Raw genomic sequence first — 13,698 nt, 5'->3', positions numbered from 1 at the left:
CTCACTTCTTGGGCTTGTAGTCGGGGAGTTTGGTGCCGCCGACCAGGCCGCCGGCGCCGCCCTGATCGATCTTGTCGGCGACCGAGGAGAGCGACTGGGCCATCTGGCGCAGATCCTGGATGAGCTGGCCGATCTCGGGCATCGTCTTCTTCGAGAAGTTCTGCACGCCCGGCCGCGCATCGTTCACTGCGCCTTCCAGCGCATCCATGCTGCGCTTGGCCGAGGCGATCGTCTTGTTCAGATTGGCGATGGTCGGCTTGATGTCCTCGGAGACGACGCCGTTGGTCGTCTTGGCGAGCTCGCCGATCTGCTCGGTGGCGACGCCGAACTTCTGGATCGCGATCCGCGTCTCGGCCAGCGTCGCGGCGATCTCGGGCCCGCGATCGGCGAGCGCGTCGGTCAGGCGATTGGTGTTCGCCAGGATGCCGGCGATCGAGGCCTGGTTCTTGTCGCTCATCAGCTCGGTCAGCCGCTCGGTCAGCGTCGTCAGCCGCTCGAGCAGCTTCGGCGCGGAGGAGAAGATCGCGCCGAGGCCGCCGGGCTTGGTCGGGATCACCGGCACGCCGAGCGGGCAGGCCGCCTCGGGATGCTCGCGCGGGCACTTGATCGGCGGGGCGCCCTTCACCGCGCCTTCGAGCTGCACGGTGCTGGGGCCGGTGAAGCTGCTCTGGATCGTCGCGGTGGTGCCTTCGAGGATCGGCACTTCCTCCTTCACGGTGATGCGCACGCGCACCAGCTGGGGATCGGGCTTCCAGAATTCGATCGCCTTCACCTGGCCCGAGGGCACGCCGGAGAATGCCACCGCCGAGCCCGGGTTGAGCCCGTCGACCGCCTGGCGGAAGAAGATGTCATATTGGCGCTCATTGCCGCCCGAGAGCTGCGCCAGCCAGACGATGAACAGGGCAAGCACGGCGAGCAGGATCAGCACGACGGTGCCGACGAGCACGTGATTCGATCGAGTTTCCATCAGCCCCTGTCCTCAGCCCTGTTTTCGGCCGCCTGCGCGACCTGGTGCGCCTTGGCGCTGCCGACCGCGGCGCGTCCGCGCGGTCCGTTGAAATATTCCTGGATCCACGGGTGATCCAAGGCGAGCAGCTCGGGAATGGTTCCGACTGCGATAACCTTCTTGTCCGCCAGCACCGCGACGCGGTCGCAGATGGCGTAGAGCGTGTCGAGATCATGGGTGATCAGGAACACGGTGAGCCCGAGCGTCTTCTGGAGCGACGCGGTGAGCTCGTCGAACGCCGCCGCGCCGATCGGATCGAGCCCGGCGGTGGGCTCGTCGAGGAACAGCAGCTCGGGATCGAGCGCCAGCGCGCGCGCCAGCCCGGCGCGCTTCTTCATGCCGCCCGAAAGCTCGGAGGGGTATTTGGGCGCGGCCTCGGGCGGCAGGCCGGTCATCACCACCTTGTAGGCGGCGATCTCGTCGAGCAGCGCCTGGTCGAGCTGGGGGTAGAATTCCTTGAGCGGGACCTGGACGTTCTCGGACACGGTGAGCGTCGAGAACAGCGCGCCGCCCTGGAACAGGATGCCCCAGCGCTTGCGGATCGCCGTCGCCTCGGTCTCCTCGCGGCCGATCGTGTTCTCGCCGAACACTTCGACTTCGCCTTCGACCGGGGTCTGCAGGCCGATGATCGAGCGCATCAGCACCGACTTGCCGGTGCCCGATCCGCCGACCACGCCGAGGATCTCGCCGCGGCGCACCTCGAGGTCGAGCCCCTCGTGCACGACCTGGTCGCCGAAGCAGTTCTTCAGGCCGCGGACGGCGATGACGATATCGTCGCGGGGCGGGCGCGTGCTCATATCCACCCGATCTGGCTGAAGAACACGGCGAAAAAGGCGTCGAGCACGATCACCAGGAAGATTCCCTGCACCACCGCCGTGGTGGTGCGGTGGCCGACCTGCTCGGCATCGCCCTCGACCTGCATGCCCTGGAAGCAGCCGGCGATGGCGATGATCGCGCCGAACACCGGCGCCTTGACCAGGCCGACCCACAGGTCGCTGAGCGGCACGACTTCGCGGATGCGCTGGATGAAGGTCACCGGAGGGATGCCGAGCTGCACCCAGCAGAGCAGGCCGCCGCCGATGATGCCGATCAGCGCCGAATAGAAGCCGAGCAGCGGCATCATCATCACTACCGCCAGCGTGCGCGGCAGCACCAGCGCCTCCATCGGCGAGACGCCGATCGTGCGCATCGCGTCGATCTCTTCGGTGAGCTTCATCGTGCCGATCTGCGCGGCGAAGGCCGAGCCCGAGCGGCCGGCGATCATGATCGCGGTCATCAGCACGCCGAGCTCGCGCAAGGTGATGCGGCCGACCAGGTTGATCGTATAGACCTCGGCGCCGAACTGGCGGAGTTGCACCGCGCCCTGCTGGGCGATGACGATGCCGATCAGGAAGCTCATCAGCCCGATGATCCACAGCGCCGAGACGCCGACGACCTCGAAGCGCTGGACGGTGGCGTTGAAGCGGAAGCGGCGCGGATGCGTGGCGACGTTCCAGAAGGCGATCAGCGTGGCGCCCAGGAAGCCGAGCAGGCCGTAGAGCGTGTGCGCCGCGGTGAATACCGCATCGCCGACCTCACCGAGCAGGTGGACGAAGGCGGAGGCGGGCTCGGGCGGGAGCGCGATCGGATGCTCGGCGGCGACGACCTGGTCGAACAGATGCTGCTCGTCGCCCTCGAGCCCCTCGACCGTGGCTTCCTTGTCGCGCGCGAAGCGGTGGACCACCCAGGCGCCGACGGTGTCGATCCGGTCGATCCCCGAAAGATCGATCCGGGCGACCGCGCCGTCCTGCGCCTCGAGCCGGTCGGCCAGGTCGCCGATGCAGGCGAGCACGAGATTGCCGGTGAAGCGGAGCGTCGCGCCGCCGCCATCGGAATCAACCCTCTCGAAATCCGCCCTGGCGCTCATCGCGTGCACCTTTCCGCGATTCGGGCTGGATCGGCAAGCACTGCCGCTCGTAGATGTCTCAATGCGATACCTTGCAATCTACGACATGGACAAGACGATCACCGCGGCACCGACCTGGACGCGGTTCCTGATCGCGGCGGCGAAGCGGCGCGCGCCGTGGCGGCTGGCGCTGTTCCCGGCGGTGGGCGTGGCGGGCCTGGGCTATCTGCTCAAGCTGACCGACCGGGTGGGCCTCAAGCAATTCTCGCAGCGCCTGCTGCTCGGCGGGGCGCTGACGCCGGCGGAAATGGCGGCGGTCGCCGAAGCCTTTGCCGAGCATGAAGCTACGCACGGCGTGCTCCACGGCGCGCGCGAACGGATCGCTGCGGACCGGGCCCAAGGCTATCGCATCGTCATGGCGACGGCCTCGCATGGCTATTACGCCGCCGCGATCGCGCGCCGCCTGGGCATCGACGATGTGATCGCAACCGAGGCGAAGCGCGATGGGCAAGGCCGGATTCTCTCCCTGATCGAAGGGGATAACTGTTACGGCCCCGTAAAGCTCCAAAGAATCGAGAGCTGGATGGCGGGGCAGGGCATTCCGCGTGGCAGCGCGCACATCCGGGCCTATTCGGACCATGTCTCCGACGCGCCGATGCTGGCCTGGGCGGACGAGGGCTATGCGGTCAACGCGCATGGGCCGTTGCAGAAGCTTGCGGTCGAGAAGGGCTGGCCGCTTTTCGACTGGAGATAATCGCGGCGGCGTTCGTTCTTGGCCCAGCAGATCCTGTGGAGAGGAAAAAATGGCCAAGACTCTGAAAGAGCTCGCTGAACTGATGAAGGACGTCGATTTCGCGATGCTCTCCACGCACACCGAGAATGGCGCGATCGCCGCGCGCCCGATGAGCAACAACCGCGACGTCGACTATGACGGCGACAATTGGTTCTTCGCCTGCGAGGACACGCGGCTGATCGCCGATATCGGCGCGGACGCCAATGTCGGCCTGGGCTTCCAGGCGAAGGGCGGGCTGCTCGGCATGAAGCCGGTCTTCGTCCATATCGAGGGCCGCGCCGAGCTGATCCGCGACAAGGCGGCGTTCGAGGCGCATTGGACCAAGGGCCTGTCGATGTGGTTCAAGCAGGGCGTCGACACGCCGGGGCTGGTGCTGATCAAGGTCCATGGCACGCGCGCCCATTATTGGGACGGCGAGGACCAGGGCGAGATCGTGCTGGAGGGCGTGGCGGCCTAGAGCAGCGCGTCCACGATGTGGATCGCGACGCCGACCAGCCCGCCGACCAGCGTGCCGTTGATGCGGATATACTGCAGGTCGCGGCCGACGGCGTTTTCCAGCCGGCCGGTGACGGTCTGCGCGTCCCAGCCGCGGATCGTGTCGGAGACCAGCCGGACGATGCCGTCGCCATAATCGGTGGCGGCGCCGACCGCGCTGCGGCGCGCGAAGCGGTTGATCGTGTCGGCCAGGCGCTTGTCCTGCTGGAGGGTGACGCCGAACTGGCGCAGCGTCTCGCCCATCCGGCCGCCGAGCGCCTTGCCGGGATCGCGCGCCAGGCGGAGCAGCGCGGCGCGGCTGGTTTCCCACAGCCCGTCGATCCACTTCTGGAAGGCCTGGTTCTCGAGCATCTCGAGCTTGAACGCCTCGACCTTTTCGCGCAGCTCGGGCTTGTGCTGGAGGTCATCGGCGAAGCGCTCCAGCCCCTCCTCGGCCTTGCGGCGCAGCGGATGCTCGGGATCCTCGGCCATCTCGGTCAGCAGCTTGTCGAGCCCCTCGATGATCTTGTTGGCGAGCGTCTCGTCGAGCCCGGTCCAGCGCATGATGCCGCCGGCGCGGGCGTGGACCATCTCGCGGATCAGATGGTCGTTCATCGCCAGCATCCGTCCCGCCCAGCGGATCATCCCGTCGAGCAGCGGCAGGTGGCGGTTCTTGGCGATCGCGGCGCCGAGCGCCTGGCCGAGCAGCGGGGCGAGGTCGATCCCGCGCAACCGCGCGGCGATCGCGCCCTTGGCCATGCCGCCCAGCCGCTCCTGGTCGAGCGATTCGAGGAAATCGGCGGCGAGGCGGCTGGCGCTGCGCCCGATCCGGCCGTCGCCATGCACCGGGTTGGCGAGCCAGCGCCCCGCCGCGCCGGCGATGTCGAGCCGCTGCATCCGCCGTGCGACGACCTTGGGGGTGAGGAAATTGTCGCGGAGGAACTGGGCGAGGGTGGAGGCGATCCGGTCCTTGTTGCGCGGGATGATCGCGGTGTGCGGGATCGGCAAATGGAGCGGGTGGCGGAACAGCGCGGTCACCGCGAACCAGTCGGCCAGGCCGCCGACCATCGCCGCCTCGGCAAAGGCGCGGACATAGCCGAACGCCGGATGGACGGCGTCGAACGCGCGGGCGAGCAGGAACAGCGCCGCCATCGCGATCAGCAGGCCGGTGGCGACCAGGCGCATCTGGCGGAGGCCGGCGGGCACCGGCTCCGATGAAGAAAGGGGAGCGCGCGACAAGGTCACGCACTCCCCAATACATCAGACGGGATCAAGTTCACTCCGCAGGCTGCGGCGCGTCGTCCCCGGGCTTGTGCTCGATCGTCCCGCCGCCATGCGACTGGCCGATCACCCGGCTGCCATCGTCGCCCGGCTTGTAGGTGAGCAGGCGGCGCGACAGCTTCGGTCCGAGCCAGTGCTCGAGGCCGACCGCGAGGCTGAACAGCGCCGGCACCATCACCAGCGTGAGCAGCGTCGACAGGATCAGGCCGCCGATCACGGTGATGCCCATCGGCGCGCGCCACGAGCTGTCGCCGTTGAGCGACAGCGCCGTCGGGATCATGCCCGCGACCATTGCCACCGTGGTCATCACGATCGGCTGGGCGCGCTTGTGCCCGGCGTCGACGATCGCGGTGAACTTGTCGACGCCCTTGGCCATCTCCTCCAGCGCGAAGTCGACGAGCAGGATCGAGTTCTTCGCGACGATGCCGAACAGCATCAGCGCGCCGATCAGCACCGGCATCGAGATCGGCTGGCCGGCGATCCACAGCGCGAGCAGCCCGCCCAGCGGCGCGTTGAGCAGCGAGCCCATGTTGACCAGCGGCGACATGAAGCGGCGATAGAGCAGCACCAGCACCGCGAAGACCAGGAACACGCCCGACATCAGCGCGATGATGAAGTTCTTCACCATCTCCGCCTGCCACTTCTGGTTGCCCACGGTCATTTCCGCGACGCCGATCGGCAGCGCCTTCATCACCGGCAGCTCGTGGATCTTCTGGAGCGCGACGCCCGAGACGACGGCCTTGCCGGTCTTGGGATCGGTCGCCAGGTCGGCACCGACGACGACGCGGCGCTGCAGGTTCAGGCGCTCGATCTTGGTCGGGCCCGTGCCGAAGGCGATGTCCGCCACGGTGCCGAGCTGGACCGAACCGCCATTCTGCGTCTGCACCGGCAGGTTCTTGATCGTGTCGAGCTTGGCGCGGGCATTCTCCTCCAGCGCCACGCGGATCGGGATCTGGCGATCGGACAGCGAGAACTTGGCGCTGTTCTGGTCGATGTCGCCCAGCGTCGCGATGCGGATCGCGCTGGACAGCGCCGCGGTGGTGACACCGAGGTTCGCCGCCAGGTCGAGGCGGGGCTTGATCACGATCTCCGGCCGGTTGAGGTCGCCCGCGATCCGCGGCGCGACGACTTCCGGCATCTTCGACATCTGCTCGACCAGCTTGAGCGCGGTCTGGGTGAGCAGCACGGGATCCTCGCCGCCCAGCGTCACCGTCAGCGCGCGGCCGCTCGAGCCCCAGCCGCCCTGGGCGCGGAAGCCGACCCGGGCATCGGGGATCTTGAGCAGGTCGGGGGCCAGGCGACGCGTGAATTCGTCGCTGGTCTCGGTGCGCTTGTCCTTGAGCTTCACCAGCACGCGGCCCGAGCCGACGCTGGCACGCTCATAGAGATTCTCGACGTTCGGCTCGGGGCGCAGGCGCTCGGCGACCTGGTGGACGATGCGGTCGGTCTGCTCGAGCGTGGTGCCCGGCACCATCTCGACATTGACGGTGACCTGGTCCTCGTCCTGGGTCGGCTGGAAGGTCATCGGCAGGATGAAGAACATGCCGATCGTCAGCGCGAGCGAGGCGCAGAAGCCGACGATCGCCGCCCAGCGGTGCCGCAGCGTCCAGCGCAGCAGCTTCACATAGCCGCGCATCAGCATGTTGTCGCCGTGCTTGGCCTCGCCATGCGCCTTGAGGAAATAGGCCGCGATCATCGGCGTGACGAGACGCGCGACGGCAAGGCTCATCAGCACCGAGGCGACGACGGTGAGGCCGAAATTCTTGAAGAACTGGCCCGAGATGCCCGGCATCAGGCCGACCGGCAGGAACACCGCGACGATCGACATGGTGGTGGCGAGCACGGCGATGCCGATCTCGTCGGCCGCGTCGATCGATGCCTGATAGGCGGATTTGCCCATCCGCATGTGGCGCACGATGTTCTCGATCTCCACGATCGCATCGTCGACCAGCACGCCGGCGACCAGCGAAAGCGCGAGCAGCGTCATCTGGTTCAGCGTGAAGCCGAGCAGGTCCATGAACCAGAAGGCCGGGATCGACGAAAGCGGGATGGCGAGCGCCGAGATCACCGTCGCGCGCCAGTCGCGCAGGAAGATCAGCACCACGATGACGGCGAGCACGGCGCCCTCGATCATCGCTTCCATCGCCGAATCATATTGCTGCTCGGCGTATTTGCTCCAGTTGGCGAGCAGCTCGAAATGGACCTTGTCGTTGTTCTTCTCGAGCTGATCGAGCTTCTTCTGGGCCTCGTGATAGATCGTCACGTCCGACGCGCCCTTGGCGCGCTGGATGTCGAACGAGATCACCGAATGGCCGTTGAATCGCGCGGTGCTGCGCAGCTCGGCATAGCTGTCCTGCACGTTGGCGATGTCGGACAGGCGGATGGTGCGGCCATTGCCGACCGAGATCTGCGTCTCGCCGAGCGTATAGGCGTCCTTGGCGTTGCCGAGCACGCGGACCGACTGCTCGTATCCGGAAATCTCGGCGCGGCCGCCGGCGGCGTTCATGTTCACCGCGCGCAGCTGCTGGTTCACCTGGCTGGCGGTGAGGCCGTACGCCTGGAGCTTGGCCGGGTCGATCTGGACGCGGATCTCGCGGTTGACGCCGCCATTGCGGTTCACCGCGGACATGCCCTCGATCGAGAGCAGGCTCTTGGCGACCGTGTTGTCGATGTACCAGCTGAGCTGCTCGACGGTCATGTCGGGCGCGATCGCGGTGAAGCTGGCGATATCGTTGTCGCTCGCCGAATCGACGCGGCCGATCTGCGGCTCGAGGATGCCGTCGGGCAGGTTGCCGCGAACCTGCTGGATCGCGCTGCGCACGTCTTCCACCGCGCGGTCGATCGGGGTGCCGATCGCGAGCTGGACGACGGTCTGCGAATTGCCCTCGGTCACCGTCGAGTTGATCTCGTCGATGCCCTGCAGGCTGCGCACGGCGCTTTCCACCTGCTGGGTGATCTGCGTCTCGAGCTCGCTCGGGGCGGCGCCCGGCTGGCTGATCGAGATCCAGACGATCGGGAAATCGATGTCCGGATTGTTGTTCACGTCCATCCGGTTGAAGCTGACCAGGCCAGCCACCGTGAGGAAGAGGAACAGGACGATCGGCGGAACCGGGTTCCGGATCGCCCAGGCGGAGATATTCCGGAAGCTCATGACGCGCGCCCTTACTGCTTCTTGAGGAGCTGGGGGATGACCTTCTGGCCGGGATTGAGGAACGCGCCCGCGGTCATCACCACGCGCTCGCTGCCGCTCAGCCCCTGGGTGATCGACACGCCCGCATCGGTGACTTCACCGGTGGTGACGGGGGTGCGGATCGCCTGGTCCTTGCCATCGAGCGTGTAGACATAGTTGCCCTGCGCATCGCTCTGGATCGCCGACTGGGGCAGGATCACCGCGCTGTTCGAGCCGGTGATGATCTGCGCGCTGGCGAAGCCGCCCGGGCGGAGCGCCGGGTTGTAGCTCAGCTGGATGCGGGCAATGCCCTGGCGGGTGTTCGGATCGATCACCGGCGAGACCTGCCACACCGAGCCGCTGAACACCTGGGTGCTGCCGGTCGGCGTCACCTGCGCGGTCGAGCCGACGCGGGTGCGCTGGAGGTCGGCCTCGGCAAGCTGCGCGCGCAGCTCCATCTGGCCGCCCATCGCCATGCGGAAGAGCACGCCCGAACCGGCGCTGACGATCTGGCCCGGCTCGACCTGGCGGGTGAGCACCAGCCCGGCTTCCGGCGCGCGGATGTCGAGGCGGCCGTTGCGGGCCTGGGTCTCGGCGAGCTGGGCGCGGGCGACGCGGACACGGGCATTGGCCTGGTCGCGGGTCGCGGTCTTCTGGTCGATGTCCGCCTTCGAGATGAAGCCGCCTGAGACGAGCTTCTGCGCACGCTCGAGATTGGCCTGGGCGAGCCGCGCATCGGCTTCGGCGACGCGCACCGACGCGCCGAGCGATTCGGCGGTCTGCACCTGCACCGAGCGATCGACCGTGGCGAGCACCTGGCCCTTGTTCACCCAGACGCCCGGCTCGACGAAGACGCGCGTGACCAGGCCGCCCTCGCCGGCGACACCCACCGGCATCTCGCGCTTGGCGGCCAGGCTGCCGGTGCCGCTGATCACTTCCTGGATCGACTGGCGGCCCGGGATCGCGACCGTGACGGTCGGGATCTGGGAGTTCGCCTTGGACGCATTCTTGGCGGCGGCCTGCTTGCCCGCGGCGCCGTCCTGCTTGCCCATCATGAAGAAGGCGGCGATGGCGATCACCGCCACCACGGCCAGGGTGATCCAAAGCCAGCGCCGCGACTTCGGCGCCTCGTCACCCGTATACTCCAGCCGCTCCTGTCGTCCGAACATCCCTGCCTCGTAATTCATGTGCGACATCCGATCCGGCCGAATGGCCGATGCCCCCAATAGATCGCACTGTATTAGATGAATAAGGCACCGGCCACAAGTGCCGTTTCGCTTGCGGCGCGGCAAATGCCCGTTTCGGCCTTTTTCCGCAAGTATCCGGGATGTTTCTGGCACCGTTTCCGATAAGAAACGGTTGCAATGGAGTCGCAGTAGCGCAACGTTCCTGCCCGGTCCGGGGGAGACGGGCCGAATCGAGGAGGGATCTATGCCGCATGGTATTCTAGGGTGGCTGCTCATTGGCCTTGTCGCCGGTGTGCTGGGCAAGCTGATCATGCCGGGCAAGGATCCCGGCGGGATCATCGTGACGATTCTGATCGGCATCGCCGGCGCGCTGATCGCCTTCTATCTGTCGCCGATGCTCGGGCTCGACGTGACGCAGAGCACCTGGCGCTCCTATGCCGCCGCCACCGCCGGCTCGGTGGTGCTGCTGGCGCTGTATCGGCTGATCATGGTGCGCCGCGCCTGAGAAACCCGATTTCGTTCAGCTTGCATTTGTCCCGCGCGCGGCATGGCTGCGTGCGGGACAAGTCATTTTAGGAGCGTATCGATGATCCGTGTTGCCCTTGCCGCCTCTACCGCACTGTTCGTGGTCGCGGCGCTGCCCGCTGCCGCGCAGACCGAGGCGCGCCCGGTGCTGCTCGACGGGACGGTGCTCGACATCAGCGCCACCGGCACCAGCACCCGCGTGCCCGATCTGGCGGTGATCCAGGCCGGCGTCGTCACCCAGGCGGCGACCGCTGCCGCGGCGATGCAGCAGAACAATGCGCAGATGGCCAGGGTCCTGGCGGCGCTGCGCAAGGCCGGGATCGCCGAGCGCGACATCCAGACCTCGCGGATCGGCCTCAGCCCGCAATATCGCTATGCCGACAACAAGCCGCCGGTGATCACCGGCTACCAGGCGACCAACCAGCTCTCGATCCGCTTCCGCGACGTCGCGAAGAGCGGCGCGATCCTCGATGCGCTGGTGAGCGAGGGCGCCAACGACATCTCCGGGCCGAACCTCACCATCGACAAGCCCGAAGCGGCGCAGGACGAGGCGCGGGTGGACGCGATCAAGCAGGCGCGGGCGCGCGCCGAGCTCTATGCCCAGGCGGCGGGGCTCAAGGTCGATCGCATCCTGGCGATCTCGGAGAGCGGTTCGCTGCCGCCGGCACCGGCGCCGATGATGATGCGGGCCAAGGCCGGCATGGTCGCCGACAGCCTGGAGGTGCTCGCCGGCGAGCGCGAGCTGAGCGTCAACGTCTCGGTGCGCTTCCTGCTCAAATGACGTGAAAAAGGGGCCGTCCCTCGCCGGGGCGGCCCCTTTTCGATGTGCTACCGGGTTAGCGCAGCGAGCCGCGGCGAACCAGGTTGACGATCGCGAGCAGGATGATCGCGCCGACCAGTGACACCAGGAACGTGGTCGGAGTGATCACGCCACTGTTGATGTCGCCGCCGCCGAACAGCCAGCCGCCGACAAAGGCGCCGACGATCCCGACGACGATATTGAGAAAGATGCCCTGCTGGCCATCGGTACGCATCACGATGCTGGCAAGCCAACCGACGACACCGCCGATGACAAGCCAAACGATAAGACCCACCATAAGTCCCTCCGTTTTGTTTCGGCCCGTGGATCGGGCGACGGAAGAAAAATGAGCGGGCGGTCATGTTGGTTCCGTACCGAAATTTTGCGGTGCATCGGAACTTTCAGGGATTTACACAGAAAAAGGCCCGCCCCGGCGCACCGGGAGCGGGCCCAATTGCTCCTTGAGGGAGGAGCTCAGTATTTCTGCTGGCGCTCGTAGAGCGAGCGATAATGCTGGATGCGGGTGACGCGCAGGCCCGGCATGCCCGACCGGTCGATCGCGCGCTGCCAGCCGGCAAACTCCTCGACCGTCAGGCCGTAGCGCTCGCACACTTCGTCGACACTGAGCAGGCCGCCATTCACCGCTGCCACCACTTCGGCCTTGCGGCGCACGACCCAGCGAGTCGTCTCGGGCGGGGGAAGCGTATCCAGCGTCAGCGGCTCGCCGAGCGGGCCAATCACTTTCGCCGGACGGATCTTCTGGTTCTCAATCATCTACTCGCCTTTCGGGGCGGGGGGCCCCCGCTACGCAACACTGCAACACTCAACCGCAATCGATATTCGGCACGCTTGAACAACGGCTAAAACGCCGCGGTAAACGCGCTCTTCATTCCTCTTGCCGACGGGCCAGGGCGTGCGCCGCGGAGGCATGAAATGCTCCGTGCGCCGGCGCGAGCAGCTGCTCGACCGGAGCGATCAGCCCCAGCCGTGCCTGCGCGCGGGCCGTGGGACTCGCCGCCTGGCGCGCCGCCACACCGACCAGCAATACCGCCAGTTCGGTCGGCATGGCGGTAACCGCCACGTCGCGTTCCAATCTGGCGAAACTCAGGTCCACGCTCTTTACCCATCCGACAAGTTGATCTCGGATGACGTGGTCTAGCGCAAAGTCTTGAAGGGTCCGTAAAGCAGGTGAAAACGTGCGCTTAACCAGGGTTACCGGAATCCAACCACACTGGCGCGGAGAAGTACGAGTGCCTAAATGCGCGCGATCATGATCGCAGGAGACTTCCAGCTCGAAGGGCCGATGCAGGCCCGCCGCATCGTCGTCGCCATGTCCGGCGGCGTCGACTCTTCGGTGGTGGCCGCGCTCGCCGCCGCCACCGGCGCGGAGACGATCGGCGTCACGCTGCAGCTCTACGACCACGGCGAAGCGGTGGGCCGCGCCGGCTCGTGCTGCGCCGGCCGCGACATCCGCGACGCGCGCGCCGTCTGCGACAGGCTGGGCATCGCGCATTATGTCTTCGACCACGCCTCGAGCTTCAAGCGCGAGGTGATCGACGATTTCGCGGACGAATATCTCGCCGGCCGCACGCCGATCCCGTGCGTGAAATGCAACATGGGGCCCAAGTTCACCGACCTGTTCGCGCTCGCCCGCGACCTGGGCGCGGACTGCCTCGCCACCGGCCATTATGTCCGCCGCGTCGTCGGCCCGGCCGGCGCCGAGCTGCACCGCGCGCAGGATCCGGCGCGCGACCAGAGCTATTTCCTGTTCGCCACCACCGCGGCGCAGCTCGATTTCCTGCGCTTCCCGCTCGGCGGCATGCCCAAGCCGCTGGTGCGCGAGCTCGCCGCCGAGCTCGGGCTGGGCGTGGCGGGCAAGCCCGACAGCCAGGATATCTGCTTCGTCCCCGATGGCGACTATGCCTCGCTGGTCAAGAAGCTGCGCCCCGAGGCGGAGACCGGCGGCGAGATCGTCGACGAGGGCGGCAAGGTGCTCGGCCGCCACAAGGGGCTGATCCACTTCACCGTCGGCCAGCGCCGCGGACTCGAGATCGGCGGCGCGGCGGAGCCCTATTATGTGCTGCGCCTCGATCCGGCATCGAAGCAGGTGATCGTCGGCCCCAAGCGCGCGCTTGCGGTGCGGGCGGCGCGAATCGAGGGGATCAACTGGCTGGGCGGCGACCATGCCGGCCCGCTCACCGCCAAGGTGCGCAGCCTCGCCAAGCCGGTGCCGGCGCGGCTCGAGGACGGGCGCGTGGTGTTCGAGTCGCCCGAATATGGCGTGGCGCCCGGCCAGGCCGCGGTGCTCTATGCCGGCGACCGGGTGCTCGGCGGCGGCTGGATCGCCGAGACCGAACGCGCCGAGCTGCTGCCGGCCTGATTCGGGCCGGAAAGTCACAAAAGCCGCGACATTCACGCGCGCGCCACCGGTGCCTTGCGCCTCGCGGCGGCATCCGGCCGAGTGCGCCGCTCGGCGCGAAGGCGAAATGCAGGGACGGAAAGGGCGCGGCGCGGCTGCATCTACAAGCGTAGACCAGACGAAATCCTACATTACCAGCCCCGCGCCTCCGCTCCCGGGC

General features: G+C 67.4%; 14 protein-coding genes. 5 read left to right on the top strand and 9 right to left on the bottom strand.

Annotated features, from left to right (window positions below; translation table 11 throughout):
- Nucleotide 1: 1 nt before the first annotated feature.
- Genes ABLE38_RS08145 through ABLE38_RS08135 form a run of 3 tightly spaced genes read right to left on the bottom strand, consistent with a single transcriptional unit; the run spans nt 2 to nt 2,912 of the window.
- The gene (locus tag ABLE38_RS08145) at nt 2-967 is read right to left on the bottom strand and encodes an MlaD family protein (protein WP_348973655.1); all 966 of its coding nucleotides are present in this window, start codon (nt 965-967) and stop codon (nt 2-4) included.
- Nucleotides 967-1,803, bottom strand: a complete 837-nt coding sequence (locus tag ABLE38_RS08140) for an ABC transporter ATP-binding protein (protein WP_348973654.1) — start codon at nt 1,801-1,803, stop codon at nt 967-969. Before ABLE38_RS08140 ends, ABLE38_RS08145 begins: the two co-directional genes overlap by 1 nt.
- On the bottom strand, nt 1,800-2,912 hold the full coding sequence (locus tag ABLE38_RS08135) for an ABC transporter permease (RefSeq protein WP_348973653.1): 1,113 nt from the start codon (nt 2,910-2,912) through the stop codon (nt 1,800-1,802). Before ABLE38_RS08135 ends, ABLE38_RS08140 begins: the two co-directional genes overlap by 4 nt.
- 61 nt (nt 2,913-2,973) lie before the next feature.
- Between ABLE38_RS08135 and ABLE38_RS08130 the strand changes: the two genes are divergently transcribed.
- Both ABLE38_RS08130 and ABLE38_RS08125 read left to right on the top strand, forming a co-directional pair.
- Complete coding sequence (locus tag ABLE38_RS08130; RefSeq protein WP_348973652.1) at nt 2,974-3,645, top strand: HAD-IB family hydrolase; 672 nt, start codon at nt 2,974-2,976, stop codon at nt 3,643-3,645.
- Nucleotides 3,646-3,694: 49 nt separating this feature from the next.
- Nucleotides 3,695-4,141, top strand: coding sequence for a pyridoxamine 5'-phosphate oxidase family protein (locus ABLE38_RS08125; protein WP_348973651.1), 447 nt, complete (start codon nt 3,695-3,697; stop codon nt 4,139-4,141).
- Here the strand turns inward: ABLE38_RS08125 and ABLE38_RS08120 are convergent.
- From ABLE38_RS08120 to ABLE38_RS08110, 3 genes are all read right to left on the bottom strand, one after another.
- Nucleotides 4,138-5,343 (bottom strand): DUF445 domain-containing protein, encoded by a 1,206-nt coding sequence (locus ABLE38_RS08120; RefSeq protein ID WP_348974466.1) that lies wholly within the window; start codon nt 5,341-5,343, stop codon nt 4,138-4,140. The two genes, ABLE38_RS08125 and ABLE38_RS08120, sit on opposite strands and share 4 nt — an antisense overlap.
- A 91-nt stretch (nt 5,344-5,434) precedes the next feature.
- Nucleotides 5,435-8,590, bottom strand: coding sequence for an efflux RND transporter permease subunit (locus tag ABLE38_RS08115; RefSeq protein ID WP_348973650.1), 3,156 nt, complete (start codon nt 8,588-8,590; stop codon nt 5,435-5,437).
- An 11-nt stretch (nt 8,591-8,601) separates the two neighbouring features.
- Nucleotides 8,602-9,795 carry an efflux RND transporter periplasmic adaptor subunit gene (locus tag ABLE38_RS08110; RefSeq protein ID WP_348973649.1) on the bottom strand — a complete coding sequence of 398 codons (1,194 nt, stop codon included), beginning with the start codon at nt 9,793-9,795 and terminating at the stop codon, nt 8,602-8,604.
- Between the two features lie 244 nt (nt 9,796-10,039).
- On the opposite strand from ABLE38_RS08110, the gene ABLE38_RS08105 reads away from it, so the two are divergent.
- Both ABLE38_RS08105 and ABLE38_RS08100 read left to right on the top strand, forming a co-directional pair.
- Complete coding sequence (locus tag ABLE38_RS08105) at nt 10,040-10,300, top strand: GlsB/YeaQ/YmgE family stress response membrane protein (protein WP_348973648.1); 261 nt, start codon at nt 10,040-10,042, stop codon at nt 10,298-10,300.
- A gap of 81 nt (nt 10,301-10,381) precedes the next feature.
- Complete coding sequence (locus ABLE38_RS08100; protein ID WP_348973647.1) at nt 10,382-11,101, top strand: SIMPL domain-containing protein; 720 nt, start codon at nt 10,382-10,384, stop codon at nt 11,099-11,101.
- Between the two features lie 55 nt (nt 11,102-11,156).
- On the opposite strand, the gene ABLE38_RS08095 is transcribed toward ABLE38_RS08100, so the two are convergent.
- The 3 genes from ABLE38_RS08095 to ABLE38_RS08085 form a co-directional block, all read right to left on the bottom strand.
- Nucleotides 11,157-11,414, bottom strand: a complete 258-nt coding sequence (locus ABLE38_RS08095; protein WP_348973646.1) for a GlsB/YeaQ/YmgE family stress response membrane protein — start codon at nt 11,412-11,414, stop codon at nt 11,157-11,159.
- Nucleotides 11,415-11,593: 179 nt separating this feature from the next.
- Nucleotides 11,594-11,893, bottom strand: coding sequence for a DUF1153 domain-containing protein (locus ABLE38_RS08090; RefSeq protein WP_116839339.1), 300 nt, complete (start codon nt 11,891-11,893; stop codon nt 11,594-11,596).
- A gap of 112 nt (nt 11,894-12,005) precedes the next feature.
- Complete coding sequence (locus ABLE38_RS08085) at nt 12,006-12,233, bottom strand: hypothetical protein (protein WP_348973645.1); 228 nt, start codon at nt 12,231-12,233, stop codon at nt 12,006-12,008.
- Nucleotides 12,234-12,389: 156 nt separating this feature from the next.
- Here ABLE38_RS08085 and mnmA point away from each other — a divergent pair, with 156 nt between their 5' ends.
- Nucleotides 12,390-13,499 (top strand): tRNA 2-thiouridine(34) synthase MnmA, encoded by a 1,110-nt coding sequence (gene mnmA / locus ABLE38_RS08080; protein WP_348973644.1) that lies wholly within the window; start codon nt 12,390-12,392, stop codon nt 13,497-13,499.
- Nucleotides 13,500-13,698: the final 199 nt, after the last annotated feature.

The sequence above is a fragment of the Sphingomonas sp. KR3-1 genome, from assembly GCF_040049295.1.
In the GTDB taxonomy this organism is placed as follows: domain Bacteria; phylum Pseudomonadota; class Alphaproteobacteria; order Sphingomonadales; family Sphingomonadaceae; genus Sphingomonas.
The sequence above is the reverse complement of the archived record's forward strand: the minus strand, read 5'-3'. Positions and strand labels throughout refer to the sequence as shown.

Excerpts from the sequence above, each read along its gene's own strand:
- ABLE38_RS08145 (WP_348973655.1), bottom strand. The coding sequence starts at position 967 with ATGGAAACTCGATCGAATCACGTGCTCGTCGGCACCGTCGTGCTGATC.
- ABLE38_RS08140 (WP_348973654.1), bottom strand. The coding sequence starts at position 1,803 with ATGAGCACGCGCCCGCCCCGCGACGATATCGTCATCGCCGTCCGCGGC.
- ABLE38_RS08135 (WP_348973653.1), bottom strand. The coding sequence starts at position 2,912 with ATGAGCGCCAGGGCGGATTTCGAGAGGGTTGATTCCGATGGCGGCGGC.
- ABLE38_RS08130 (WP_348973652.1), top strand. The coding sequence starts at position 2,974 with ATGCGATACCTTGCAATCTACGACATGGACAAGACGATCACCGCGGCA.
- ABLE38_RS08125 (WP_348973651.1), top strand. The coding sequence starts at position 3,695 with ATGGCCAAGACTCTGAAAGAGCTCGCTGAACTGATGAAGGACGTCGAT.
- ABLE38_RS08120 (WP_348974466.1), bottom strand. The coding sequence starts at position 5,343 with ATGCGCCTGGTCGCCACCGGCCTGCTGATCGCGATGGCGGCGCTGTTC.
- ABLE38_RS08115 (WP_348973650.1), bottom strand. The coding sequence starts at position 8,590 with ATGAGCTTCCGGAATATCTCCGCCTGGGCGATCCGGAACCCGGTTCCG.
- ABLE38_RS08110 (WP_348973649.1), bottom strand. The coding sequence starts at position 9,795 with ATGAATTACGAGGCAGGGATGTTCGGACGACAGGAGCGGCTGGAGTAT.
- ABLE38_RS08105 (WP_348973648.1), top strand. The coding sequence starts at position 10,040 with ATGCCGCATGGTATTCTAGGGTGGCTGCTCATTGGCCTTGTCGCCGGT.
- ABLE38_RS08100 (WP_348973647.1), top strand. The coding sequence starts at position 10,382 with ATGATCCGTGTTGCCCTTGCCGCCTCTACCGCACTGTTCGTGGTCGCG.
- ABLE38_RS08090 (WP_116839339.1), bottom strand. The coding sequence starts at position 11,893 with ATGATTGAGAACCAGAAGATCCGTCCGGCGAAAGTGATTGGCCCGCTC.
- mnmA (WP_348973644.1), top strand. The coding sequence starts at position 12,390 with ATGATCGCAGGAGACTTCCAGCTCGAAGGGCCGATGCAGGCCCGCCGC.